We start from the raw sequence: 24,474 nt of genomic DNA, 5'->3' as shown, positions 1-24,474 counted from the left end.
ATGAAAAAGGCGATTGTAACAGGTGCCAATGGATATATAGGAAGCGCACTTATTAAAGAATTACAGAAAAATAATATCGAAGTCATCGCAGTCATAAGGAACAGAGACTCAAAACTGGATACTCTGCCGGAATATACAAGAGTCGTATACTGTGAGCTTAGGTCGATCTTCGAATTGAATGAGTTAGTCCCGGATCGCGATATTGATGTTTTTTACCATTTGGCCTGGCAAGGAACGAGCGGCAGTGATAGAGCCAATTACGCATTACAGTTATCAAATGCTCAATTTACTTGTGATAGTGCCATGGCAGCAAAGAAATTAAACTGTGGAAAATTTATTTGTACGGGAACGATTACTGAAAAAATAGCAGAAAATGTTTTAAATATCGATGTGAAGGCAGAGAATACGATTTATGGTATTGCTAAACACACTACACATTGTTTATTAGAAATTTTATGTAAAAAACTTGAGTTGCCATTTGTATGGGCTAGATTGTCCAATATATATGGCGGCCATAATTTAACCGGTAATATCGTTAGTTATACCCTCCAAGAACTGCAAAAGGGTAATAAACCTTCCTTTTCGAAGGCGGAACAACCTTACGATTTAATGTATGTGAAAGATGCAGCCAGAGCTCTTTATCTTGTGGGTAAAGAAGATAAAAGCAGGGGCTGCTATTTTGTTGGAAGTGCTGCTCCTCGGATCCTAAAAGAATATCTACAGGCAATTAAAGAAGTTTATGGCCCTAATGCCCAACTAGGACTCGGTGAAAGGCCGGAAGATGGATTGAAATATGAATTGGATTGGTTTGATACAACGGATTTGGTAAGGGATACAGGATTTAAAGCTGAAAAAACATTTGAAAAAAATATACGAGAAACCATTGAGGAAATGAAGAGGGATGCGCAATCAGTATAAAGGAGGGTTAATCAAATGATTCAAAGATTCTCATTTGAGGAGTTGGATTTAAAGGGTTCGTATTTGATTAAACCTTTTGTAGCTCATGACGAAAGAGGTTATTTCATTAAAGATTATTCAGAAGAGGTGTTCATTGATAATGGAATTGGACATGAGTTAAAAGAAGTATTTTATACGAGTTCTGAAAAAGGTGTAATTCGTGCAATCCATTTTCAAAGAGTGAAAGAACAAGCGAAACTGGTTCGTTGTCTAACCGGGAAAATATACGACGTCATTGTTGATTTAAGAAAAACCTCACCAACTTATGGACAGTGGCGAGGTTTTTATCTTTCTGGCGAGACCAAAGATTCCCTTTACATACCCAAAAATTTTGGGCATGGCTATTTGGTGATCGAGCCATCAATCGTTTCCTATAAATGCTCAGAAAAGTTTTATGAGGAGTATGATGATGGGATTAAGTGGGATGATCCCGAATTGAAAATTAAATGGCCATTGGAATTAGTTGATCATAATATAAACTTTTCTGAAAAGGACCGACACCTCCAAAGTTTTAGTGAATTTAACAGAAAGTTTCAGGCTAAGAAGCGAGGGTTCGAAGAGGTGAAATAAACAATGGATAAACTATTTACAATTTCAATTGCGTTAGTTACATATAATGGTGGAAAATTTTTAGAAGACCAATTAAAAAGTATACTAAACCAATCAAGGTTGCCAAATGAAGTAGTTATCTGTGATGACCGTTCTTCAGATGGCACAATTCAGATTTTGGAAAAATTCGCAAAAACAGCTCCTTTTGACGTTCGTATTTTTATAAATGAAAAAAACTTGGGGAGCACCAAAAACTTTGAGAAATGCATAAATCTTTGCCATGGGGATCTAATTTTTTTATCGGATCAGGATGATTATTGGTTAGAGGGTAAACTCCAAAGGATTGAACAAGAATTTTTACGTAATCCTTACCTGAAACTAGTTTTTACAAATGGAAACGTAGTGGATAAGGAGTTGGGATTATTAGGATATACTTTGTTCGAATCATTGGGATTTGATAAACGAAAAATGAAAAAAATTAATCAGAATAAAGAGTTCGATGTTCTAATGTCTAGAGATGTAATAACAGGATGCACAATGGCGTTTAAGAAAAATGCTTTAAAAGTGAACCGATTTCCAGAAGGGTGGATTCATGATGCCTGGATTGGACTTGTAATTGCTGCAATTTATCCAGGCTCAATCAAATACCTAAATGATCCTTTAATATACTATCGACAGCATGGGTCTAACCAAGTTGGTGCATTAAATTGGTCAAAACTAAAGACCAAGCAATCGCTTTTAAGCTATATAAAAAAAAATCAATTTGATCAAATAGAGAAGGCATATAGGAACTTGCAGAATATAAAAAACAACATGTCAACATTTAAAATAGTGATACAAGATAAAGCAACCCAAAAGCGATTTAATAAACTTTGTCTGCATTATGAGAACAGAATGAAGTTGAATCGAAACATTATCAATAACCTTAACATTACCTTTACTGAATTTATTACTTTTCGTTATTTTAAATTCGCAAGGGGTGCCCTTACATTGTTTCGGGATTTGTTTTTTAATCGGAAAGTAAAAAGTATTCATCATTAAGGAGTATAATCCAGTGGATAAAATACTAGTTAGTATATGTTGTATTACTTATAATCATGAAAAATTTATTGCGGATGCAATAAATAGTTTTTTGATGCAAAGTACGACCTTTAATTTTGAAATCCTGATACATGACGATGCTTCTACAGACAAAACTGTAGATATTATTAAAGGATTTGAGGAAAAATTTCCAAACGTCATAAAGCCCATTTATCAAACAGAGAACCAATACTCCAGAGGAATACATGTTGAAAATATAAATGTTGATAGAGCAAAAGGAAAATACATCGCTTTTTGTGAGGGAGATGATTATTGGACTGATCCATATAAATTGCAGAAGCAAGTAGAGTTTATGGAGAAGCATCCTGAATGCAGTTTATGTGTTCATGCTGGCAATGTAGTTTCAGCAGCAGACAAAAAATATATTAAAGATAGCCGTCCAAGCAAAAAGAATAAGGTTTATAGTACAGAAGAAATAATAGAATTTGGCGGTGGTCTTTTCTTATCAAACTCAATGCTTTATCGCAGAAATTTAGACCTGATTAGCCCTGAATTTTTTCTAAACGCACCTGTTGGGGATTATCCGTTGGCCATCAATTTATCCTTACAAGGGACTGTTTATTATATGGATGAAAAAATGTCCGCTTACAGGGTAGGGGATAGCGGATCATGGACAGTAAATAACTTTTCTTCAATTGATAAAAAAATCAGGCATTTTGAAAGAATTACAATCATGCTTGATCAATTAGATCATTATACAAATTTTAAATATGAAGAAGTTATTATACGAACAAAAAAGCGTATTAAATTTTATCTTCTACTTGAACAAAAAAAATTTAAGGAAGCTTTGAGGGCAGAATTCAAATTCATTTATTCTAGGTTCGCGTATAAGGATAGGATGCGGTTGTATTTACAGGGATACTTTCCTCGAATATTAGTATCACTAATTACTGTAAAAAGGATATTAAAAATATGAACATTGAAATTACCAAAGCAACCGTAATATCATCTTTGTTTTGGAAGTTTACGGAGCGTATGGGGGTCCAAGGCATCCAGTTTGTTGTATCTATCATCCTAGCACGAATTCTAAGTCCAGAGGACTTCGGTACCATTGTGCTAATTACGATATTTATTGCTATTTCTGGGGTACTTGTTCAAGGCGGTTTTAATACTGCACTAATCCAAAAGAGAGACGTAGATGATTTGGATTATTCTTCAGTATTTTATTTAAATCTCTTTGTATCAGGTCTAATATATACTGGTCTTTTTTTTGCTTCTCCCTTTATAGCAGAATTTTATAAAGAACCCCAGCTTGTATATGTGCTAAGATTTCTGTCATTAACTTTATTATTTGCCCCATTTAACTCAATCCAGAACGCCGTTTTGGGAAAAAAAATGCATTTTAAAAAGCTATCTATAAGTAATCTGGGTGCAATCGTAATTTCAGGCACAGTAGGCATTGTAATGGCCTATTGTGGATATGGTGTATGGGCATTAGTATTGTCACAATTAACTAATCAATTTTTCATTACGCTTATCCTTTGGTTTACTGTAAAATGGCGGCCGAAATTACTCTTTTCAGTTAAAAGAGTAAAAATGCTCTTTTCATTTGGATGGAAGTTAGTAGCTTCGGCATTGATAGACACATTGTATTTAAATGTGCAGAGTCTAATTATTGGCAAAATGTTTAGTCCTGCCATGTTAGGAATTTATAATAAAGGCGAGCAATTTCCAAGCTTAATTGTAAGTAATATTAATGGTTCTATACAGTCTGTGATGCTGCCGGCTATGGCTTCTAATCAGGATAACAAAGAAAAAGTAAAAGAAATGGTACGAAGATCAATTGTTACAAGCTCTTTCGTGATTTTTCCTATGATGATGGGCTTGGCTATTGTGGGGGAACCACTGGTCAGAATTCTGCTAACAGAAAAATGGTTGCCTGCTGTTCCTTTCTTACAAATATTTTGTGCTTCATATGCATTATGGCCAATTCATACGACTAATTTACAAGCAATAAATGCTCTAGGACGAAGCGATATTTTTTTGAAATTAGAAATAATAAAGAAAGTTCTAGGAATCATAATTTTAGGATTGAGTATACCTTATGGAGTTTATGGAATGGCGTTAGGCACATTAATAGGTGGAATCATTTCTTCTTTAATCAACGCTTACCCTAATTCAAAGTTACTAAATTATAGTATTCAAGAACAGTGGCAAGATATTATTCCATCCTTTATTTTATCTGTTTTTATGGGTGCAGGAGTATACGCCATTAAATTATTGGGGTTTAGTGATGTTTTTACTCTAATATTACAGATGCTTATAGGGATATTTTTTTATTTTGGAATGGCTCAAGCATATAAACTTGAATGCTTTATATATATAGTTTCGACAGTGAAACAAATTTTGAAAAGGAAAAAGGCTGTTTATTTAACTAAATGAATGGGGGGGGGTTAATCTGAAGATTGGAATTATGCAACCATACATCTTCCCTTATATTGGATATTGGCAGTTAATAAATGCGGTGGATAAATTTGTGGTCTATGACAATATTCAATTTACAAAGAAGAGTTGGATAAGAAGAAATAGAATTTTATTAAATGGTAAGGTTAAACAATTTACATTGCCCATTAAAAAAGACTCTGATTATCTCGACGTTAAAGAAAGATATTTATCCGATTGCTTTTCGGAAGCACAACAAAAGTTACTCTCCCAGATAAAACAGGGTTATAGAAGAGCACGTTATTTTGAGGAAGTGTATCCACTGATTGAGGAATGTTTAACCTATGAGAGTAAAAACTTATTTGAATTTATTTATCATTCAATCATTAAAATTGCTTACTTCTTAGATTTAGACACTGAGATAATAATATCATCGAATATCGACATGAATAATTCTTTACAAAACCGGGATCGAGTTATAGAAACATGCAAAGTTTTAGGTGGTGATATTTATATCAATCCTATCGGAGGGATTGAATTATATAAAAAAGATGATTTTTTACTTAATGATATTCAATTGAAGTTTATTCAGTCGTTTCATACCGAATATAAGCAGTTTGATAATGAGTTCATCCCAAACCTTTCAATTATAGATGTGATGATGTTCAATTCAAGGGAGAGTATAAAAGAAATGTTACATGAAATTAAGTTAATTTAGGAAATAGAGGTTGATCGACTTTGGATGAATTTCAAGAGACTCCCAAAGAAAGCTTACGGATTAATCAGATTGCAAGTATTGATGAAGTTAAGGAAGCAATTAATTATTTCAATATGGTTTTTACTCCGACTTTGTCACAACGTTTTTCTGATTTGGATAAGTATTCTGAGAAAATTTTCCAATATGCAAATATTTGTGTTGTTAAAGAAAATAAACGATATAAAGGCCTATCTGTGTTGTATGCAAATAATACTGAAACTAAGATGGCCTATTTGCCACTCATGGGAGTAATACCTCAATCTCAAAATAAAGGTATAGGACGTTTGCTAATAAGTGAATGTATAAATATTTCGAAAAGGAAGGGAATGGAAAACTTAAAATTAGAAGTTTTCTTATCAAATATAAAAGCAATAAACTTTTATAAAAATGCTGGCTTTAATTTCCTTGAGAAAGCCTCTTCGGAATCAATTTATATGCTTAGAAAATTATAAAATTGGTCTTTTACTATTTGATTGTTAGACATACTTAACAGTGTTGATTTTTATTCGGATATTTTATGTCCAATAATATCCGAGCAGCGTACCGAGTCAAGTAATAAATCGACATATATAGAGGGAGGGCATTATGAGTATTAATATATATTTAAGAGCATTCGAGTACGATGACTTATCGTTTATAAATAAGATTCGAAATGATAATGAACTATTCGAATATACACTTGGAAATAAATATTATATTTCGTCAGTTTGGGATAAAAACTGGATCGAGGATAAAATTTTGAACAATAGTAACCAATTATATTTAATGATTTGTTCCGCAGAATTAAATGAACCCATTGGGTATGGTGCTGTAACAAATATTGATTATGTCAATAGAAAAGCTGAATTGGGAGGCATACTTATTGCAAAAGAGTTTGCGAGTAAAGGATATGCAACACAGGCCTCAAAACTGTTTATAGGACATCTCTTTGAGGAACTAGGATTAAATATGCTGTACACTTTTATAAGGGAAGATCACATAATATCGTTAAGGTTGGCTGAGAATTTAGGTTTAAAAAAACAAGGGTTACTACCTGACTACGTCTACAAAAGAAATAAATTTCACAATGCTTATATACTTACCCTATTAAGGTCTGATTATGAAAAAAACAAGGGATAAATAATAATCAAATTAGGGAAGAGCTTAACAAACATAGATCAACATAATCAAATGGATTGAAAAAATTACTGTTGAGGGTGAGTGGACTTGAAGGTGATATTTTGAAGTTAGCTATCATGCAACCTTATTTATTTCCATATATAGGTTATTGGCAGTTAATAAATGTAGTTGATAAATTTGTAATTTTTGATGATGTGAATTTTATCAAAGGCGGTTGGATTAATAGGAACAATATATTGGTAAACAAACAACCCAAACAAATCCATTTAAAGTTATCGAAGGTAAGCCAAAATAAAAGAATTAATGAAGTGGAGCTGCTCCAAAACAATGAATCAAATATAGATAAGTTATTAAAGACGATTGAAACTTCCTATAAAAAGGCGCCATTTTTTAATGAAGTATTCCCGCTAGTCGAGAAAATATTAAAATATGATGAAAAGAGTGTAGCCCTTTTTTTGGCGTATTCGATAAAGGAAGTATGTGATTATTTAAAAGTAGAAACATCCCTCATCTTGTCATCGGAGGTTAAGAAAAGTAACGTGTTACGCGGTCAAGATAAGATTATTGATATTTGTAAACGGCTGGGTGCCCAACAATATATAAACGCAATAGGAGGAATGGAATTATACACTTCCAATTTTTTTGATTCTAAGGGAATCCAATTAAGGTTTTTAAAAACGGAAGAAATTATATATACACAATTCAACCATGATTTTGTAGGCAATTTATCGATCATCGATGTTATGATGTTTAATTCTATAGATGATATCAAAATCATGTTAGAACAATACAAGCTGGTATCTGATGATGAAGAAGCGTATATGCTTTTTAATGGATAACATTGTATGGGTATCGCTGAGTTAATATATTGATAGACGACGCTTATTTAATCGTGAGAAGGCGTCGTCTTTTTTTTGTCATAGAATCGTATGTGAGAGGAAGTTAATAATGAAACCTATCCAAGTAACCAGGTCCTCTATGCCTGCTTTCGAGGAGTATATAGCAGAAATCAAAGACTTATGGGAAAGCCACTGGCTAACCAATATGGGTGAAAAACATAAACTTTTTGAGAAACAATTAGCTCACTATTTAGATACTCCCAACGTGACATTATTTGCTAATGGTCATCTTGCATTGGAGTGTGCGATAGCTGCCTTAAATTTAACTGGTGAGGTGATTACAACCCCCTTTACGTTTGCGTCCACAACTCATGCTATTGTGAGAAATGGATTGAAGCCAGTTTTTTGTGATATTAACTTAAAGGATTATACATTAGATACGGATAAACTTGAAAGTCTCATATCAGAGAAAACCTCTGCTATCCTGCCTGTTCATGTTTATGGGAATATCTGCAACGTTCAAGATATAGAAAGAATAGCAAACAAATATAATCTCAAGGTAATCTACGATGCTGCTCATGCTTTCGGAGTTACGGTTAATGGAAAAGGAGTAGCTAACTTTGGTGATGCATCCATGTTTAGTTTTCATGCTACTAAAGTATTTAATACCATAGAAGGTGGAGCAATAACATTTAAGAATCCCGCTTTACGAAAAACACTGGATGATATTAAGAACTTTGGTATTACTGGACCGGAATCTGTAGAGTATGTTGGCGGAAATGCCAAAATGAATGAATTCCAAGCCGCAATGGGTATTTGCAATCTACGTCATATAAAAAGGGAGATAATGAAAAGAAAGGCTGTGGTTGAAAGATACAGAGAAAGTCTAAGTGATATTAAAGGGATTAAGTTAGTTGAACCTCAGATTGATGTGGAAAGCAATTACTCCTATTTTCCAATAGTATTTAATAAGGAAATAATGGTTCGGGATGAAATTTATGAATTGTTAAGGAAACACAACATTATTGCACGGAAATATTTCTACCCTTTAACCAATAGTCTTAATTGTTATCAAGATCGATTTAATTCTAATGGAACCCCTGTTGCCAAATATATAGCAGAAAGAGTATTGACACTCCCACTTTATGCCGATTTAGCATTAGAGGATGTTGATAGAATTTGTAAGATTATTATCAGTGGGAATACCGATAAAAAGAATTTAAATATTAATCAAATTGGGAGAGAAAGAGTAGGAATTATCCGATAAAACTTTGAAAATTATTATATTCAAGCATAAAAAATATAGATATTCAATGTTAAGAAGGTTGATGGAGGATGAGAAGTATTTATATGGATTCACGCTGGGGCAATCTTCAGCAAGAGAAAGAAAATGGTGAAGCTATAACTTATACCTTTAAAAAGAATGGAACAAAGATTATTTACCCATTTATTAAACGTGAAGCAGGGATTGTTGATCAGAATAAATATTTCGATTTGGTTACCCCAAGAGGTGTTTGCGGGCCATGGATTGAAGACTTTGATGAAAAAAATGTAAAAGAGTTGGTTAGTGAGTTTAATGATGAATTCAGCCATTTTTGTACCAAGGAGAATATCATTGCTGAGTTTATTCAATTCAGTCCTTGGTTAAACCATTCAAGTTTCTTTAATAGTATATATCAAATTAGACCATATGGAATCCGTTATTGCACTGATTTAACAATCGACTTTTTTAATAATGAATATAGTAGTAAATTAAGGAATGCAATTAGAAAGGCGGAAAAAAATGGAGTACAAATAATTATTGAAAATCCTAACAAAGATGTTATAGGTGACTTTTTGAAACTCTATTCTTTTATAGAATCAAAATACAAAGTCAGCGGTTATTATACCTTAAATGAATCTTATTTAAATTATTTTGTTCATGCATTTTCTGACAAAATCGTGTTTGCAAGTGCTATGTATGAGGGGAAAGTTATTTCATCAACAATAAACTTATTGGGTGAAGATATAGCACATGGAATTTATGCAGCCCACCACCCAGAGTATACCTCCTTCCAAGCAAACAGTTTATTAATATATAAATTATCACTCTATGCGGCTGAAAAAGGATTAAAGATTTTTGATTTAGGTGGGGCAAAAATGGATAGTCCCTTAGAAAAATATAAGCGTAACTATGGAAAACAATATCAGTATAAAGTTGGAACAATAATTAGAAACCATGAAATATATAATATTCTAGTAGAACAAGCTGGGGGAAATAATAAAGAATACTTTCCACAATATAGAAGCGGATCCTAAGATAGGTAGCTGAGATTATTGAATGAAAGATTTGGAAAATTGTAATAAATGGAGTATCAACTATTAATTTTGATTATGGCTAAGAAATTATAGAGGGGAGATTAAAAAGTGAAGGGCATTATCTTAGCAGGTGGAAGCGGTACCAGGCTTTATCCGTTAACAATGGTTACAAGTAAACAACTGTTGCCAGTCTATGACAAGCCTATGATTTATTATCCTCTATCAACTTTAATGCTTGCTGGTATAAGAGATATATTAATCATTTCAACTCCTGAGGATACTCCAAAATTTGAGGTTTTATTGGGTAACGGAAACCAATTTGGGATTAATCTTGAATATAAAGTACAACAAAGCCCGGACGGATTAGCCCAGGCTTTTTTAATTGGTGAACAGTTCATTGGGGATGATTCCGTTGCCATGATTTTAGGCGACAATATTTTCTATGGCCATGGGTTTACTCAAATATTAGAACGTGCCGCCACGCGATATGAAGGCGCAACTGTGTTCGGATACAATGTCAAAGATCCCGAACGTTTTGGAGTAGTGGAATTTGATGAAATGGGAAGGGCTATTTCAATAGAAGAAAAACCACTAATTCCAAAGTCAACATTCGCTGTTACTGGTCTTTATTTCTATGACAATGATGTAGTTGATATTGCAAAATCAATAAAGCCGTCTGCTCGCGGGGAATTGGAAATTACTTCAATTAACGAAGAATATCTGCGGCGGGGAAAACTTCAAGTTGAGTTGTTAGGCAGAGGATTTGCTTGGTTAGATACAGGGACACATGAGTCTTTACTGGAAGCATCTACGTTTATTGAAACCGTTGAGAGACGACAAAGCTTAAAGGTAGCATGTTTAGAAGAGATTTCCTTCCGGAAGGGTTATATTTGCAGGGAGAAGTTACTCGATTTAGCTAAACCTTTGAGCAAAAATGAGTATGGGCAATACTTATTGCGTCTTGCGAATCAATCTTCATTTGATAACAGTCTAGTAGGTGTATAGAATATGAATTTAATCGAAACTAGGTTACAGGGAGTAGTAATCGTAGAGCCCAATTTATTTGGTGACCATCGTGGCTGGTTTATGGAAACGTATAGTGATGCCATTTTTAAAAGAGCTGGAATTGAGGTTCGATTTATTCAGGACAATCACTCATTTTCAGCATCAAAGGGCACGTTAAGAGGGTTGCATTATCAATTAAATCCGAAAGCACAAACAAAGCTTGTCCGGTGCACAAAAGGGGCCATTTTCGATGTTGCAGTTGACATTCGTAAAGGAAGTCCCTCATTTGGACATTGGTTTGGAACTGAATTAAGTGCAGAAAATAAAAAGCAACTTTTTATTCCAAAGGGATTTGCCCATGGGTTTCTTACATTGACCGATCATGTTGAAGTTCAATATAAAGTAGATGAGTTCTATGCCCCAAAGTATGAGTGTGGAATTAGGTGGAATGATCCTTCGATTGGGATTGACTGGCCTGTCGATGCTGCTCCTGTGTTGTCTGTAAAGGATGATAAAGCACCAAACCTTAGTAAAGCAAATCTCAATTTTACGTATGGAGAGTAAGGAATGAAGATTCTGGTTACAGGTTATACAGGACAATTAGGATATGATGTCGTCCATGAAGGTCGAAGACTTGGCTTAGAAATGGTCGGTGTTGGTTCGAAGGATTTAAATATTACCGATGAGGTAGCTGTTAATAGATATGTAACCACGGTTCATCCTGATTCTATTATCCATTGTGCAGCCTATACAGCAGTTGATAAGGCGGAGGATGAGAAAGAAACGTGTTGGAATGTAAATGTTAACGGGACAAAGCACTTGGCAAATGCGGCAAAAGAAATAGGGGCAAAGTTTATGTTGATTAGTACGGATTACGTATTTGATGGGAACGGTGAATTTCCATTAGTAGAAATGGATTGTCCCCATCCACTAGGGTATTATGGGCTGACTAAGTATGAAGCAGAGCAAATTGTACAAAAACTGTTAGAAAATTGGTTCATAGTAAGAATATCCTGGATTTTTGGAGTAAACGGAAAAAACTTTGTCAGAACAATGTTACACCTATCTGAAACCCGAAGTGAACTAAATATAGTTGGTGATCAAGTTGGTTCTCCAACAAGTACCAAGGACTTATCGCAGTTATTAATATCCATGATTCAAACAAATAAATATGGAATTTATCATGCAACAAATGAAGGATTTTGTAGCTGGAGAGAATTTGCTGAAGAAATTTTTCGTTTAGCTGATAAAAAGGTGAAAGTCAATTCAATAACTTCAGAACAGTATGCTGCCAGGGCTATTCGTCCAAAAAATTCTCTAATGTCCAAACAGAAATTAGTTGATAATGGTTTCAAGCCATTACCGCACTGGAAGGATTCATTAAAAAGATATTTGGAATCATTAACACTTGAGGTGAAATAATGGCACGGAAAAAAATCCTTGTAACTGGCGGTGCCGGTTTTATTGGTGGGAATTTTGTTCAATACATGGTGAACAAGTACCCAGCATATGATGTATATAATCTTGATGTATTAACGTATGCTGGTGATTTAACCAAACACCGGAATATTGAAAATAAAGATAATTACTTCTTTGTAAAAGCGGATATTGTGGATCGCGGCACGATTATTTCGCTTTTTGAAAAGGAACAGTTTGATTATGTAGTCCATCTTGCCGCCGAGAGCCATGTGGACCGTTCGATTACAGACCCGGGAGTATTTGTTCGAACGAATGTATTAGGGACACAAGTTTTACTAGATGCCTCAAAACATATTAATGTGACTAAATTTGTTCATGTTTCTACTGATGAAGTATATGGTGAATTAGATTTTGACCCAACCACATTTTTTACAGAAGACACTCCATTGCAGCCCAATAGTCCTTATAGTGCAAGTAAAGCTTCATCTGATTTACTGGTCAGAGCTTATTATGAAACGTATGGGCTTCCGATGAATATAACGCGTTGTTCCAATAACTATGGACCATACCATTTTCCGGAAAAGCTGATTCCATTAACAATTTCGCGTCTCCTTAACGATGAAAAAGTTCCGATCTACGGTGATGGTAAGAATATTCGTGATTGGCTGCATGTATGGGATCATTGTAAAGCAGTTGACCTTGTCATGCACGAAGGCCGGGAGGGTGAAATATATAATGTTGGTGGTCATAATGAGCGGACAAATCTCGAAGTTGTTAAAACGATCATGACTATTTTGAGTAAATCCGAAGATCTTATTGAATTTGTTCCGGACCGTTTAGGCCACGATAAGCGATACGCTATAGACCCGACAAAATTGGAGAACTTAGGTTGGAAACCGACCTATACGTTCGAGAATGGAATTGGCCAAACGATTCTATGGTATCTTGACAATAAACAATGGTGGGAAAACATACTGAGTGGAGAGTACCAGGACTATTTCATCAATCAATACACAATAAAAAACGCGAAAAATTGTTAAAGCAAAAGGCAACTCATAAAAATGGGGTGTCCTTTTGCTTTTTTAATCTCTTTTTGTTTCGTGTATACAGAAATTTGGTGGAGGAGGGGTTCCTGTGGGCTTACTAATTACAGGTGGGGCTGGGTATATTGGAAGCCATACTTGTGTTGAACTATTGAATGCTGGATATCATATTGTAATTGTCGATAATTTTTCAAATAGTAAACCAGAATCTCTAAATCGGATTCGCAGAATCACAGGTAAAGACTTTACATTTTATAATGTTGACCTACTCGATAAAGATGGGCTGGAGTCTATTTTTTATGAAAATGAAATTGAAGCTGTCATGCATTTTGCTGGACTAAAGTCAGTTGGGGAATCCGTTGCATTACCACTTCGATATTATTTAAACAATATCACTGGAACATTGAATTTGTGCGAGGTAATGAAAGAGCATGGTGTGAAACAATTGGTATTTAGCTCTTCTGCAACCGTATATGGAAATCCAGATTCGGTGCCAATAGATGAAGGATTTACCCTCGGTGCAACGAACCCATATGGAAGAACTAAACAGATGATTGAAGAAATTTTGAGCGATTTATTTCATTCGGACAATGAATGGAGTATCGCTCTTTTGCGCTATTTCAATCCCATTGGAGCACACAAATCCGGTCTTATCGGTGAGGATCCCAATGGTATTCCGAACAATTTGATGCCGTTCATTTCACAAGTTGCTGTCGGAAAACGTTATGAATTAAACGTGTTTGGCGATAATTATCCATCAAGGGACGGAACGGGAGTAAGGGATTATATCCATGTTGTCGATCTTGCCATTGGGCATATTAAAGCGCTTAAAAAAGTCCTGGAAACTAAAGGGGTAGATGCATACAATTTGGGAACAGGAATTGGCTATAGTGTATTGGAAATGATCAAAAATTTTGAGAAAGTATCCGGGAGGAAAATACCTTGCAAAATAGTTGATCCCCGCCCTGGTGATATAGGCATCTGTTATGCCAATCCGGTAAAGGCAAAGGAGGAGCTTGGCTGGATTGCCTATAGAGGAATTGAGGAGATGTGCGAAGATACATGGAGGTGGCAGATAAACAACCCTAACGGTTATGAAGAACATGCAAATTTAACAATAACAAACAATAACATAATACAAGAGGTGTAAAATGAAAAGATTATTAGACCTCGTATTATCGATTTTGGGTCTTATGTTGTTTTTCCCATTCATATTGTTGACTGCCATATTAATAAGGTTAAAGCTAGGTTCCCCCATTATCTATAAACAACTGCGCCCGGGTCTTAATGGTGAGCTTTTTGAACTTTATAAATTTCGTACAATGACGGATGACCGAGACCAGCAAGGGATGTTATTACCAGATCATATTAGGTTAACATCATTTGGTAAACTCATTAGAAGATTAAGTCTTGACGAATTTCCACAACTTCTTAACGTTATTAAAGGTGATATGAGTTTAATAGGTCCAAGGCCCTTACTCCCTGAATATTTATCGTTATATAGTGAAGAACAGGCTAAACGGCATTTAGTTAAACCAGGGATAACCGGGTGGGCACAAGTAAATGGAAGAAATGCGATTACATGGGATGAGAAGTTTAAGTTGGATGTTTGGTACGTCCAGAATCAAAGTTTTAATTTGGATGTAAAAATTTTATTTTTGACATTTAAAAAGGTATTAATATCAGAAGGAATAAGTAATGAAAGTCATGTAACAATGCCAGATTTTGAAGGTAACTCTTCAAGCCATAACTAAGTAATTCGTATGGTGTTTGAGAAGCAGCAATTTCATCATATCCATAACAACTATCGAATAGTAATGGTTCGATAGTTTTTTTATTAGGTTCATAACGGGGGGTTGGAAAAATGGAGAATCATAATGAAAAAATCTATTTATCTCCACCGCACATGAGTGGCAATGAGCAAGTTTATATCAATAGTGCATTTGAGTTGAACTGGATTGCACCATTAGGTCCTAATGTTGATGGTTTTGAAAGGGAAATTTCCTCTTACCTGGGGGTAAATGCTGCTGCTGCAGTAAGTTCGGGGACTGCGGCGATTCATTTAGCACTGCAATTATTAGATGTAGGCCCAGGAGATAGGGTATTTTGTTCAACGTTTACGTTTGTTGCGAGTGCGAACCCAATTATTTACCAGGGTGCCGAACCGGTATTTATCGATTCCGAGCCTGAAACCTGGAATATGTCGCCTCAGGCATTGGAACGAGCTTTAAAAGAAGCAGCACTTGAAGGAAACTTGCCAAAAGCAGTCATTGTCGTTCACCTGTATGGTCAAAGCGCGAAAATGGATGAAATTCTTCGGCTATGTGACCGATACGATGTCCCAGTAATTGAGGATGCTGCAGAATCGCTCGGATCCACTTATAAAGGAAAAGCGAGCGGTACATTAGGGTCTTTTGGCATCTACTCCTTTAATGGCAATAAAATTATCACGACATCAGGAGGTGGGATGCTCGTATCCAATGATGTGGATCAGATAAATAAAGCTCGTTTCTTATCTACACAAGCAAAGGACCCTTTCCCATATTATCAACACAGTGCGGTTGGATTTAATTATCGGATGAGCAATATCCTCGCTGGGATTGGCAGAGCTCAATTACAGGTTTTGGAGGACAGGGTAACCGCGAGGCGATACATCTTTAACGAATACGTTTTGCATTTAAGTGAATTGCCTGGAATTACATTCATGAGTGAGTTGGAAAATTCGCGTTCCAATCGCTGGTTAACGACATTATTATTGGATGAAAAGGAAGCGGGAATTTCAAATGACAAATTAATAGAGTTGTTGACAGCAGAAAATATTGAAGTTCGGCAGGTATGGAAACCACTGCATTTACAGCCTCTTTTTAATGGATGTTTATATTATTCTCATTGTGAAAATCACGATGTGGCAGAAAAATTATTTACAAAGGGCCTCTGCCTTCCTTCTGGTTCAGCCATGACAAAGGAACAACAGATGAGGGTCATAAATTGTATAGGTAATTGCTTACAACCTAATGTTTATAAACAAACCCGCTTATTAGGATAATAACGATTCATTGATGGATTGATTTTAAAGAATATTGGAGAATGAGGAAATATGGACAATTCCGATAGATTTGACCTACAGCAGTTCAAAGAAATGTTAATCAAATTTATGAAATGGGAGAAAACAACGAAGATACCAATGTAGTGGAAGTAATTGGTGAAATAAAATCTAAAATCAACATGATTTTGGGTTTAAACCATAAAAGGTAACCAACATTTACAATGGGAGAAATATATGACAAATAAGTTAAGCATCGATTGGGGCAGGCTTCCCAAGGAATTATTGCTAATGCTTGAGTTGATAAGGAATGAGGAGGTAGAAAAAAGTCCATTAAAGGATACACAAAATTACAATAACATTGATTGGGCTCTTTTTTTGGATTTGGCTATGCATCACCGGCTTTATCCATTATTGTATTCCAAAATAAAAATAATAGATGAAAACATAATTCCCAAAAGTATTGTCCAAACGATATCTGAGGAATACAAAAAAAATACGTTTGAAATGCTTCGCATCAGTGCAGAAATGGTTCATATCAGCAAACTATTTGCTAAAAACGGAATCCGTTTGCTTGTTTTGAAAGGCCCTATCCTTGCTGTAGATCTGTACGGAGATCTTTCGCTTCGCACTTGCAATGATTTAGATTTACTCGTGCCAATAAATGATTTGGAAAAAATAGATAAACTTCTTTTATCAATGGGTTATGAGAAAGATGACTCCTTTCAAATTGAAACTGTATTGAATGATTGGAAATGGAGACACCATCATATTTCATTCATTCATTCCAATAAAAGGATAAAAATTGAAATTCACTGGCGACTGAATCCTGGTCCTGGAAAAGAACCAACTTTTGATGAAATGTGGGAAAGGAAAAGAACTAGTTCTCACCAGAACCTATCTGTAAATTATTTAGGGCGGGAAGATTTATTTTATTTTCTTACAACACATGGTGCACGGCATGGGTGGTCCAGGCTCCGTTGGTTGGTTGATATAAATAGATTATTGAACCAAGAAATTGATTGGAATAAGGCGAAAAAAATCTTAAATGGCTCTGAATCCTTACATATAGGCGGGCAGGCATTGCTCTTAGCTTCTGAATTGTTAAAAACACCTCTGCCTAGGAAAATGATGCCATTCATTTCTAGCAAATATAGTGGCAGGTTAGTACAAAGTACCATGTTTTATTTAGAAAATATGGTTAATCTTCATGCGAGTTCACTTCCATTGAAAGTTGCAAAGTATCATGAACGTTATTTATTCTCACTTATGTCCTACAGTCAAAAATGTATATACATTCTTAGTATTTTTTATCCATCCATTACGGATGTAAAAACACTGAAATTACCAAAATACTTATATGTTTTATATTTTCCTTTAAGGCCATTTTTATTGATTATGAGAAAAACTAGAAAGCAAACCATTTTGTAATATGTTAAAAGGAGTATTCATTTAACCTTAACAATCATTTAAAAAATGGGAGGTGGAATATTGCCTAGGAAGAATCATGCAACCCTATTTTTATTTGTATTGCTAACGCTGATGCTTGTTTTTAAGGATTACCTTCACTTTAAGGAGGATGACGGACAGGATTCGTTGAGTACATTGAATCAGTCTCCAGACTATCGTAATCCTAGCAACTCTCGCCTCTCTTTAACTTTGGATGCAACTAGTTATAACATAAAAAATGGGGAAAAGATTCGACCAGCTGTAACAGCTCTATACGCTGATGGATCTAAAATAAATGTTACACAGAAAAGCAGTTATTCCACATCGAACGAAAAAGTTGCTGCTGTAGATAAAAGTGGATTTATTTCGGCAAAGGGACCTGGTTTTGCGACCATTACGGTAAAATACGAAGATGTGGTTAAAGCCATTTCAGTAGCAGTTAATTGGTCACTCTTACAAGTAAATGTTAAAGACTATGGAGCTTACGGAGACGGGAAGCGTGATGATACAACGGCCTTTCAAAAAGCGGTTGATTTTGTTGCCAAAGAAGGCGGAGGGGAAGTTTTTGTACCTGAAGGAACTTACATTATTAATCCAGTATTTATCAAGTCGAATGTCAACTTAGTCGGGGAAAGCCGTGATTTGGTCGTTATAAAATTATCTGATCAAGCTCTCGATGATTTTACAAGGATGGTTAACCTGGAAAGCATAAGCAACGTGAAGATTCAAAATATTACATTTGATGGAAATGCCGAAAATCATCCAAATGGAATTGAGCATATGCATGCTATTTTCGCTTGGGACAGCAAAAATATCTTAATTGATAGCAATAGACTAATTAATGCAGTAGGGGATGGAATTTCCATCTCGGGTTCTACTGAGACAAGTGATAATGTCATTATTTCTAATAATATTCTAGAAGATAACCGACGTTCAAATATTGTTCTTGAACAAGTTAACAATCTGCAAATTTTCAATAATGTCAGTACGTCAAAGACCGGGCGCCCGGCTCTTCATTTTGAGCCTTGGGAAGAAATGTCTTTTTATAATGCGAAGATTTGGGATAACACCTTTACCTCGAATACTAAAGGATATTGTGTCCAACTTGAAGGCGGGCAGGAGGATGGCAACTTCTTTCATGACGTTGATTTTTACAATAACGACATAAATTGCCCTTCTGGACAGTTTCTTGTTATGGAAACAAAAAAGGCAAGCATCCATCATAATACATTCAACGTTTCGTCTATATTTGTTTGGATTAAAAATGAAGATCTAAAAATTTATAACAACAATATAAATTCCGAAAGTGGAATTACGATTGAAGGAACATGGGGTGTTCTCTCAAAAAGAACCCAGATTTTTAAAAATAATATTTCTACAATTGGAAATGGAGTCCACATTGTAGCGGGGGCATTTGAAACAACCATTACAGATAATAAGTTTCAAGGTTCGGGATATTCCGGAATTCGATTATCTGCGTCTGAAACAGATATTACGAATACAACAGTTGCAAATAACTTATTTAATGAGTTTGAATACGGTATTTTTACAGATTATAACTATTATGATGACAAAAGAATTGATGGTCTGAATGTTCATCATAATAGATTTACCAATTTCAATGAGTATGCACTCTATATTAAAGGAATAACTCGAAACGTAAAAATAAATAACAATATTGTGAAAAATGCTTCGGGTGTTGATATTGTTGCAAATGATCGTCTAATGGAAAATATTGAAATCAAGAATAACATAATTTCAGGAGGAAAAAGAGGGATAACCAAAACTGAATCCGGAACTGGTGTTATAAAGGGGTTAATCATTTCGGGAAATCAAATTTCTGAGCTGACAGAATAAAACCAAAGATTCTTCTAGCTGTATGAATATATGGAGGATTATATGAGAAAACGCTTAAACTTGATACAGTTCTCAAGAGCATTAGTACCACTTCTTGTTGTATTATTTCATGCTAATGCTTTTATGAAAGTGTATTTTCAGTATGATTTCCTGAGATTGCCAGATGTAACCAAATCAGGTGGAGTTTATTATTTCTTTGTCCTTTCAGGATTTATGATCTATTACCTATATCATGAGGAATATGGGAATCAAAAAATCATTAAACATTATTTATCGAGTCGATTTAAAAGAATATATCCGATTTACTGGATACTAACACTTTTAATCATCCCTATTTATTTTATTTTTCCAAGTTTGGGTAAGGGTTACGAGAGAGAAATTGGAGAGATTATAAAATCTTTATTTCTTTTGCCAAGTCAAAATAAACCTATCATAGGTGTTGCTTGGTCATTAGTGCATACTGTGTTTTTTTATCTGATATTTTCCCTTTTCTTTCTTAAAAATAAATCCTTTTCGTGGGGAGTAATCATCATTTGGGGGTTAATGTCGGTTGTTTTTAGTGTAAATCTACTGACAAGCTCAGATTACTTGATGAACTTCTTTTTCAACTTTAATAATTTACTTTTCTTATCCGGAATTGTTAGTGCATATGTTGTTACCAGGCACAGAATACCCTATGTCTTATCTTTATTATTTGTCATAATCGGTTTTCTCGTATTTCCTTTGTCTTGGATTAATGAACAATTTCATTTTGTTACAATTAGTCTTCAAATTACGACAGGCCTGGCATCCATCATCTTAATTCTAGGATTATCTTTTATAGATTTACAAAAAGATATTACGATACCAAAGTTTGCAAATTATTTTGGGAATGCTTCTTTCAGTATTTACCTTACCCACTATTTGTTCATGTCTGGATTTAGTAAAATCCTTAGTTCAAACCTATTTCTATCCTTCAATAAGATGGCATTAAGTATATTATTAATTCTTTTATCTATCATTAGCGGTTGTTTTGTCTATTCATTCATAGAGAAACCAATCAATCAAAAATTACGATCGAAAAATAAAAAAGTTGTGAGTCATCATAAGATTGCATAATCGAAGGAATATCTAGCGATTAGGGTGGGAATCGTAATGTATAATAGTTTGAAAAGATTTATGTCCATCAAATATACACAACAAGTCCCTTTCAAGTTGAAAATAGTGATTAAATACTTACTTTTTAACAAAGAGGATTTTCCACCTCTTTCGAAAAATGACGAAAAAATAATTGTGGCCATTGCTGCCGATTATGGAAACCTTGGTGACATCGCCATCACTTATGCACAAGTAAAATATTTAGAAGAACATTTTCCCAATCACAAAATAGTGACCTTGTATGCCAATGATATTTATCTGCTAAGAAAATATAAAAATTGTATTCAACCATCCGATTTGATTACGATTATTGGCGGAGGAAATATGGGGGATTCTTATAAGGTATTGGAGGAAAGCAGACGATACACTATTAAATTATTTCCTCATAATAAAATTATCTCATTTCCTCAGTCGATTGATTTTAAGAACAGCAAATCGCTAGACCAAAGTATAAAAGTGTACTCTAAACATCCAAATTTACACATTTTCGCTAGAGAGACTCAATCCTTTGAAAAGATGAAAGTAAGTTTCAGGAATAATCAGGTTTATTTAGTTCCTGATATTGTTTTATCCCTAAAGAATATGGATTCTAAAACAGAGAGGAATGGAATAATCCTGTGTTTACGAAGTGACTTGGAGCAAAAGTTATCAAATCAGCAAAAAGACAGTCTCCTACTTTCGATTAAACAGAAATACGCAAACGTAATAGCTTACGATACGTATATTCCTAACTTGCCAAAAGAATTGGGCGAACAAGAATTAACTAAACTATTGGATGTTTTTAAAAAGTCAAAAGTTGTAATTACTGACAGGCTGCATGGGATGATTTTTTGTGCTATTACAAAAACTCCTTGTGTCGTATTACCAAACAGTAATCATAAAATTGCAGCAACGTATAACAACTGGTTTGCCGATTTAAAGTTCATTACTTTTGTAGAGGAATTCGAGCCAAGTAAAATTTTAGAGTTTATAAATACCTTATATAATCGTAAAAGTGATGACCTAAAGCTCAGCGTGGATTTAAGTGATAAGTTTGGACCACTTTTCGATGCTTTAAACAGTGAAAAAGTCTACGTTAAATCCTTTTCAAGAATGTTAAGGAAATTTAGAGAAGAAGCTATAAGGAAATCCACGGAATTTGTGAATACGATTCTTGGGCCAATCTATTACAATCTTCCTATTGGGAAATTAGCTATAATGATTTATTTCCTCTGCATGGATTTGGATTTTGTTATCTTTATATCAATGGGTCTTAAATAAATTTCCACCGAATATTAGCACTTAGGGAGGTACGAATGAGTGCAATAACTGGCATCATTCATTTTAATGATGAACCCGTAAATGATAGCAAAAAAATGATGAAGGCATTAGATCATTTTCCTGTGGATACGATCCAAACATGGAATGATGGAAATGCCTTTTTTTGTTGCCATTCTCAATGGATTACACCAGAATCTGTTGGCGAGACGCTGCCTTACTATGATTGTAAGGCACAATTAACTATTACAGCAGATGCGATTATCGATAATCGGTATGAATTGTTTGAAATGTTAAACATAAAGCCATTTGAACAAAAAAATATAACAGATAGCCAATTACTGTTACATGCATACAAAAAATGGGGTGAGGAATGCCCAAGGTTTTTAATTGGTGATTTTGCTTTTATGATTTGGGATAAAAAGAAACAACTCCTCTTTGGGGCAAGGGACTTTTCCGGTGGCAGGACCCTTTATTACAACTCCTGTGGGCAGCGTTTTGCTTTCTGCACAACGATAGAGCCTTTATTCACATTACCTTATGTCCGGAAAGAATTGAACGAGGGATGGCTGGCTGAATTCTTAGCAGTATCCTCAGTGGTCGATACAGTAGATGTCTCTTCCACACCTTACAAAAATATTGCTCAATTACCACCTTCACACAGCATTTCAGTGGCTGGAGGAAAAATTAATCTAAAAAGGTATTGTACATTAAACGCTGGAAAACCTTTGATTTTACGGTCTAGTGACGAATATGTAGAAGCCTTCCAAAGTGTTTTCAATCAAGCGGTTCAATGCCGTTTACGCACATATCGTGCTATTGGATCACATTTAAGCGGTGGCTTAGATTCTGGGGCTGTGGTTAGCTTTGCGGTAAAGCAGCTTAGCCTGGAAAAGAAACCATTACATACATTTAGTTATATTCCACCAAGTGATTTCAACGATTATACCCCTAAGTACCTGCTGCCTGATGAAAGACCCTTCATCCAATCAACCGTTCACTTTTTAGGAGGAATTAAAAACCATTATTTAGACTTTGATGGCAGGAATCCTTTTTCCGAAATTAACGATTTCTTAGAAATACTTGAAATGCCTTATAAGTTTTTTGAAAATTCCTTTTGGATCAAAGGGGTGTTTGAGAAAGCGCATCAAGTAGGAGCGGGCGTCCTGTTAAGTGGCGGAAGAGGAAACTTGAGCATATCCTGGGGTTCAGCATTGGACTATTATGCTGTTCTTTTAAAAAGAATGAAATGGATTAAACTGTTTAAAGAATTAAATCACTATAGTCAAAATGTGGGTGGGGCCAGATTACGCCGAATCCCTGGTATAGCGAGGTTGGCCTATCCATTCCTTGATCGCATCTTTCCATCAAACCCGCAGGATCCTTTTTCTGTAATGATAAACCCTGATTTTGCCAAGAAAACAAATGTCCACACAAAACTTAAAGAACATGGAATGGATTCAACCGGCTGGCTGTCCACCTCAAATATTTTTGAACATAGAAAAAATCATTTTGAAGAACTATTTCATTGGAATGCAACCAATACGCTCGCGACAAAACTATCAGTCCGTTATTCATTATGGAAACGCGATCCAACCAATGATTTACGTGTTATTCGTTTTTGTTTATCTGTTCCGGAAGAACAATATGTGCAAAATGGAATGGACCGCTCGTTAATCCGGAAATCCACAAAAAACTATTTGCCAGATAAGGTAAGGTTAAACCAAAAAATAAAAGGGGTCCAAGGTGCTGATTGGTTACATAGGATGGGTCCTTATTGGAATAACTTTATAGATGAGTTAGAACAACTTACTAAAGATGAAAGGATTTTAGAATATATAGATGGTCAAACCTTTAAGAAGGCGTTTGAAAGGGCTAAAAAGGAAGGACCACGGCCTGAAATGGCACCTGCCGGGGAATACAGACTATTAATGCGAAGCTTAATTCTATTCCGATATTTAAAAAGGTTTAATTGAGAGGAGGTGATACGATGAAAAAGGAATGGAAGCAGCCTGTATTGGAAATTCTTGAAGTGAACATGACAATGGCAAACACTAAGCCGGGAGATTTTCTTGATGATAGTTTTCCAGCAAACACCCGATACAGTGACTTAACTTGGGGATATGATAGCTGATAAACATAACAAATGCTTGGCATTCTGCTGGGTAGTAATGTAAAGGTGAGGCACCTCTTTTAGATAAGGGGTGTCTTATTACTTTTTTTAAGTGACTAAAACCATGAGGTATACCACTGGAGTTTTTA

24 protein-coding genes are annotated in these 24,474 nt (G+C 34.9%); all 24 read left to right on the top strand.

All coding sequences use genetic code 11. From position 1 onward, the window contains the following. The 24 genes from RB160_RS05435 to RB160_RS05320 all read left to right on the top strand — a co-directional run bounded on the left by RB160_RS05435 (position 1) and on the right by RB160_RS05320 (position 24,346). Entirely contained in the window at positions 1-918 is a 918-nt protein-coding gene (locus RB160_RS05435; RefSeq protein WP_316569218.1) for an NAD-dependent epimerase/dehydratase family protein, read from the top strand. 15 nt (positions 919-933) lie between these two features. Further along, entirely contained in the window at positions 934-1,527 is a 594-nt protein-coding gene (gene rfbC, locus RB160_RS05430; protein WP_316569217.1) for a dTDP-4-dehydrorhamnose 3,5-epimerase, read from the top strand. 3 nt (positions 1,528-1,530) lie between these two features. Further along, complete coding sequence (locus RB160_RS05425; protein ID WP_316569216.1) at positions 1,531-2,547, top strand: glycosyltransferase family 2 protein; 1,017 nt, start codon at positions 1,531-1,533, stop codon at positions 2,545-2,547. A 13-nt stretch (positions 2,548-2,560) separates the two neighbouring features. Then, the gene (locus tag RB160_RS05420) at positions 2,561-3,523 is read left to right on the top strand and encodes a glycosyltransferase family 2 protein (RefSeq protein ID WP_316569215.1); all 963 of its coding nucleotides are present in this window, start codon (positions 2,561-2,563) and stop codon (positions 3,521-3,523) included. Beyond that, positions 3,520-4,989 carry a lipopolysaccharide biosynthesis protein gene (locus RB160_RS05415; RefSeq protein WP_316569214.1) on the top strand — a complete coding sequence of 490 codons (1,470 nt, stop codon included), beginning with the start codon at positions 3,520-3,522 and terminating at the stop codon, positions 4,987-4,989. Before RB160_RS05420 ends, RB160_RS05415 begins: the two co-directional genes overlap by 4 nt. Before the next feature lie 31 nt (positions 4,990-5,020). Then, complete coding sequence (locus RB160_RS05410) at positions 5,021-5,707, top strand: WbqC family protein (protein WP_316569213.1); 687 nt, start codon at positions 5,021-5,023, stop codon at positions 5,705-5,707. A 20-nt stretch (positions 5,708-5,727) separates the two neighbouring features. Beyond that, a complete protein-coding gene (locus RB160_RS05405) occupies positions 5,728-6,198 on the top strand; it encodes a GNAT family N-acetyltransferase (RefSeq protein ID WP_316569212.1) in 471 nt (156 codons plus the stop codon). A gap of 133 nt (positions 6,199-6,331) precedes the next feature. Then, positions 6,332-6,865 (top strand): GNAT family N-acetyltransferase, encoded by a 534-nt coding sequence (locus tag RB160_RS05400; protein ID WP_316569211.1) that lies wholly within the window; start codon positions 6,332-6,334, stop codon positions 6,863-6,865. A gap of 77 nt (positions 6,866-6,942) precedes the next feature. Next, positions 6,943-7,704: a WbqC family protein gene (locus RB160_RS05395; RefSeq protein ID WP_316569210.1), complete on the top strand. Its 762-nt coding sequence runs from the start codon at positions 6,943-6,945 to the stop codon at positions 7,702-7,704. Between the two features lie 109 nt (positions 7,705-7,813). Next, positions 7,814-8,971, top strand: coding sequence for a DegT/DnrJ/EryC1/StrS family aminotransferase (locus tag RB160_RS05390; RefSeq protein ID WP_316569209.1), 1,158 nt, complete (start codon positions 7,814-7,816; stop codon positions 8,969-8,971). A 68-nt stretch (positions 8,972-9,039) separates the two neighbouring features. After that, positions 9,040-10,002, top strand: a complete 963-nt coding sequence (locus tag RB160_RS05385) for a GNAT family N-acetyltransferase (RefSeq protein ID WP_316569208.1) — start codon at positions 9,040-9,042, stop codon at positions 10,000-10,002. 108 nt (positions 10,003-10,110) lie between these two features. Continuing rightward, positions 10,111-11,007 carry a glucose-1-phosphate thymidylyltransferase RfbA gene (gene rfbA / locus RB160_RS05380; RefSeq protein WP_316569207.1) on the top strand — a complete coding sequence of 299 codons (897 nt, stop codon included), beginning with the start codon at positions 10,111-10,113 and terminating at the stop codon, positions 11,005-11,007. 3 nt (positions 11,008-11,010) lie between these two features. Beyond that, the gene (gene rfbC, locus RB160_RS05375) at positions 11,011-11,571 is read left to right on the top strand and encodes a dTDP-4-dehydrorhamnose 3,5-epimerase (RefSeq protein WP_316569206.1); all 561 of its coding nucleotides are present in this window, start codon (positions 11,011-11,013) and stop codon (positions 11,569-11,571) included. Positions 11,572-11,574: 3 nt separating this feature from the next. Beyond that, on the top strand, positions 11,575-12,429 hold the full coding sequence (rfbD, locus tag RB160_RS05370; protein ID WP_316569205.1) for a dTDP-4-dehydrorhamnose reductase: 855 nt from the start codon (positions 11,575-11,577) through the stop codon (positions 12,427-12,429). Beyond that, a complete protein-coding gene (gene rfbB, locus RB160_RS05365; RefSeq protein ID WP_316569204.1) occupies positions 12,429-13,466 on the top strand; it encodes a dTDP-glucose 4,6-dehydratase in 1,038 nt (345 codons plus the stop codon). The genes rfbD and rfbB overlap by 1 nt, the downstream gene beginning before the upstream one ends. 94 nt (positions 13,467-13,560) lie before the next feature. Then, positions 13,561-14,619 (top strand): UDP-glucose 4-epimerase GalE, encoded by a 1,059-nt coding sequence (galE, locus tag RB160_RS05360; RefSeq protein ID WP_316569203.1) that lies wholly within the window; start codon positions 13,561-13,563, stop codon positions 14,617-14,619. 1 nt (position 14,620) lies between these two features. After that, the gene (locus RB160_RS05355; RefSeq protein WP_316569202.1) at positions 14,621-15,223 is read left to right on the top strand and encodes a sugar transferase; all 603 of its coding nucleotides are present in this window, start codon (positions 14,621-14,623) and stop codon (positions 15,221-15,223) included. A 110-nt stretch (positions 15,224-15,333) separates the two neighbouring features. Beyond that, positions 15,334-16,515, top strand: coding sequence for a DegT/DnrJ/EryC1/StrS family aminotransferase (locus RB160_RS05350; RefSeq protein ID WP_316569201.1), 1,182 nt, complete (start codon positions 15,334-15,336; stop codon positions 16,513-16,515). A 234-nt stretch (positions 16,516-16,749) separates the two neighbouring features. Next, positions 16,750-17,943 (top strand): nucleotidyltransferase domain-containing protein, encoded by a 1,194-nt coding sequence (locus tag RB160_RS05345; RefSeq protein ID WP_316569200.1) that lies wholly within the window; start codon positions 16,750-16,752, stop codon positions 17,941-17,943. A gap of 60 nt (positions 17,944-18,003) precedes the next feature. After that, the gene (locus RB160_RS05340) at positions 18,004-19,818 is read left to right on the top strand and encodes a right-handed parallel beta-helix repeat-containing protein (protein ID WP_316569199.1); all 1,815 of its coding nucleotides are present in this window, start codon (positions 18,004-18,006) and stop codon (positions 19,816-19,818) included. Positions 19,819-19,860: 42 nt separating this feature from the next. Beyond that, positions 19,861-20,916, top strand: coding sequence for an acyltransferase family protein (locus RB160_RS05335; RefSeq protein WP_316569198.1), 1,056 nt, complete (start codon positions 19,861-19,863; stop codon positions 20,914-20,916). A 36-nt stretch (positions 20,917-20,952) separates the two neighbouring features. Further along, positions 20,953-22,215 carry a polysaccharide pyruvyl transferase family protein gene (locus tag RB160_RS05330; RefSeq protein ID WP_316569197.1) on the top strand — a complete coding sequence of 421 codons (1,263 nt, stop codon included), beginning with the start codon at positions 20,953-20,955 and terminating at the stop codon, positions 22,213-22,215. Positions 22,216-22,250: 35 nt separating this feature from the next. Next, positions 22,251-24,188 (top strand): lasso peptide isopeptide bond-forming cyclase, encoded by a 1,938-nt coding sequence (locus RB160_RS05325; protein WP_316569196.1) that lies wholly within the window; start codon positions 22,251-22,253, stop codon positions 24,186-24,188. Positions 24,189-24,202: 14 nt separating this feature from the next. Continuing rightward, positions 24,203-24,346, top strand: coding sequence for a paeninodin family lasso peptide (locus tag RB160_RS05320; RefSeq protein WP_316569195.1), 144 nt, complete (start codon positions 24,203-24,205; stop codon positions 24,344-24,346). Positions 24,347-24,474: the final 128 nt, after the last annotated feature.

This window comes from Neobacillus sp. YIM B06451, assembly GCF_032667185.1.
GTDB lineage: Bacteria > Bacillota > Bacilli > Bacillales > Cytobacillaceae > Bacillus_D.
This window is presented reverse-complemented; position numbering and strand designations above follow the sequence as displayed.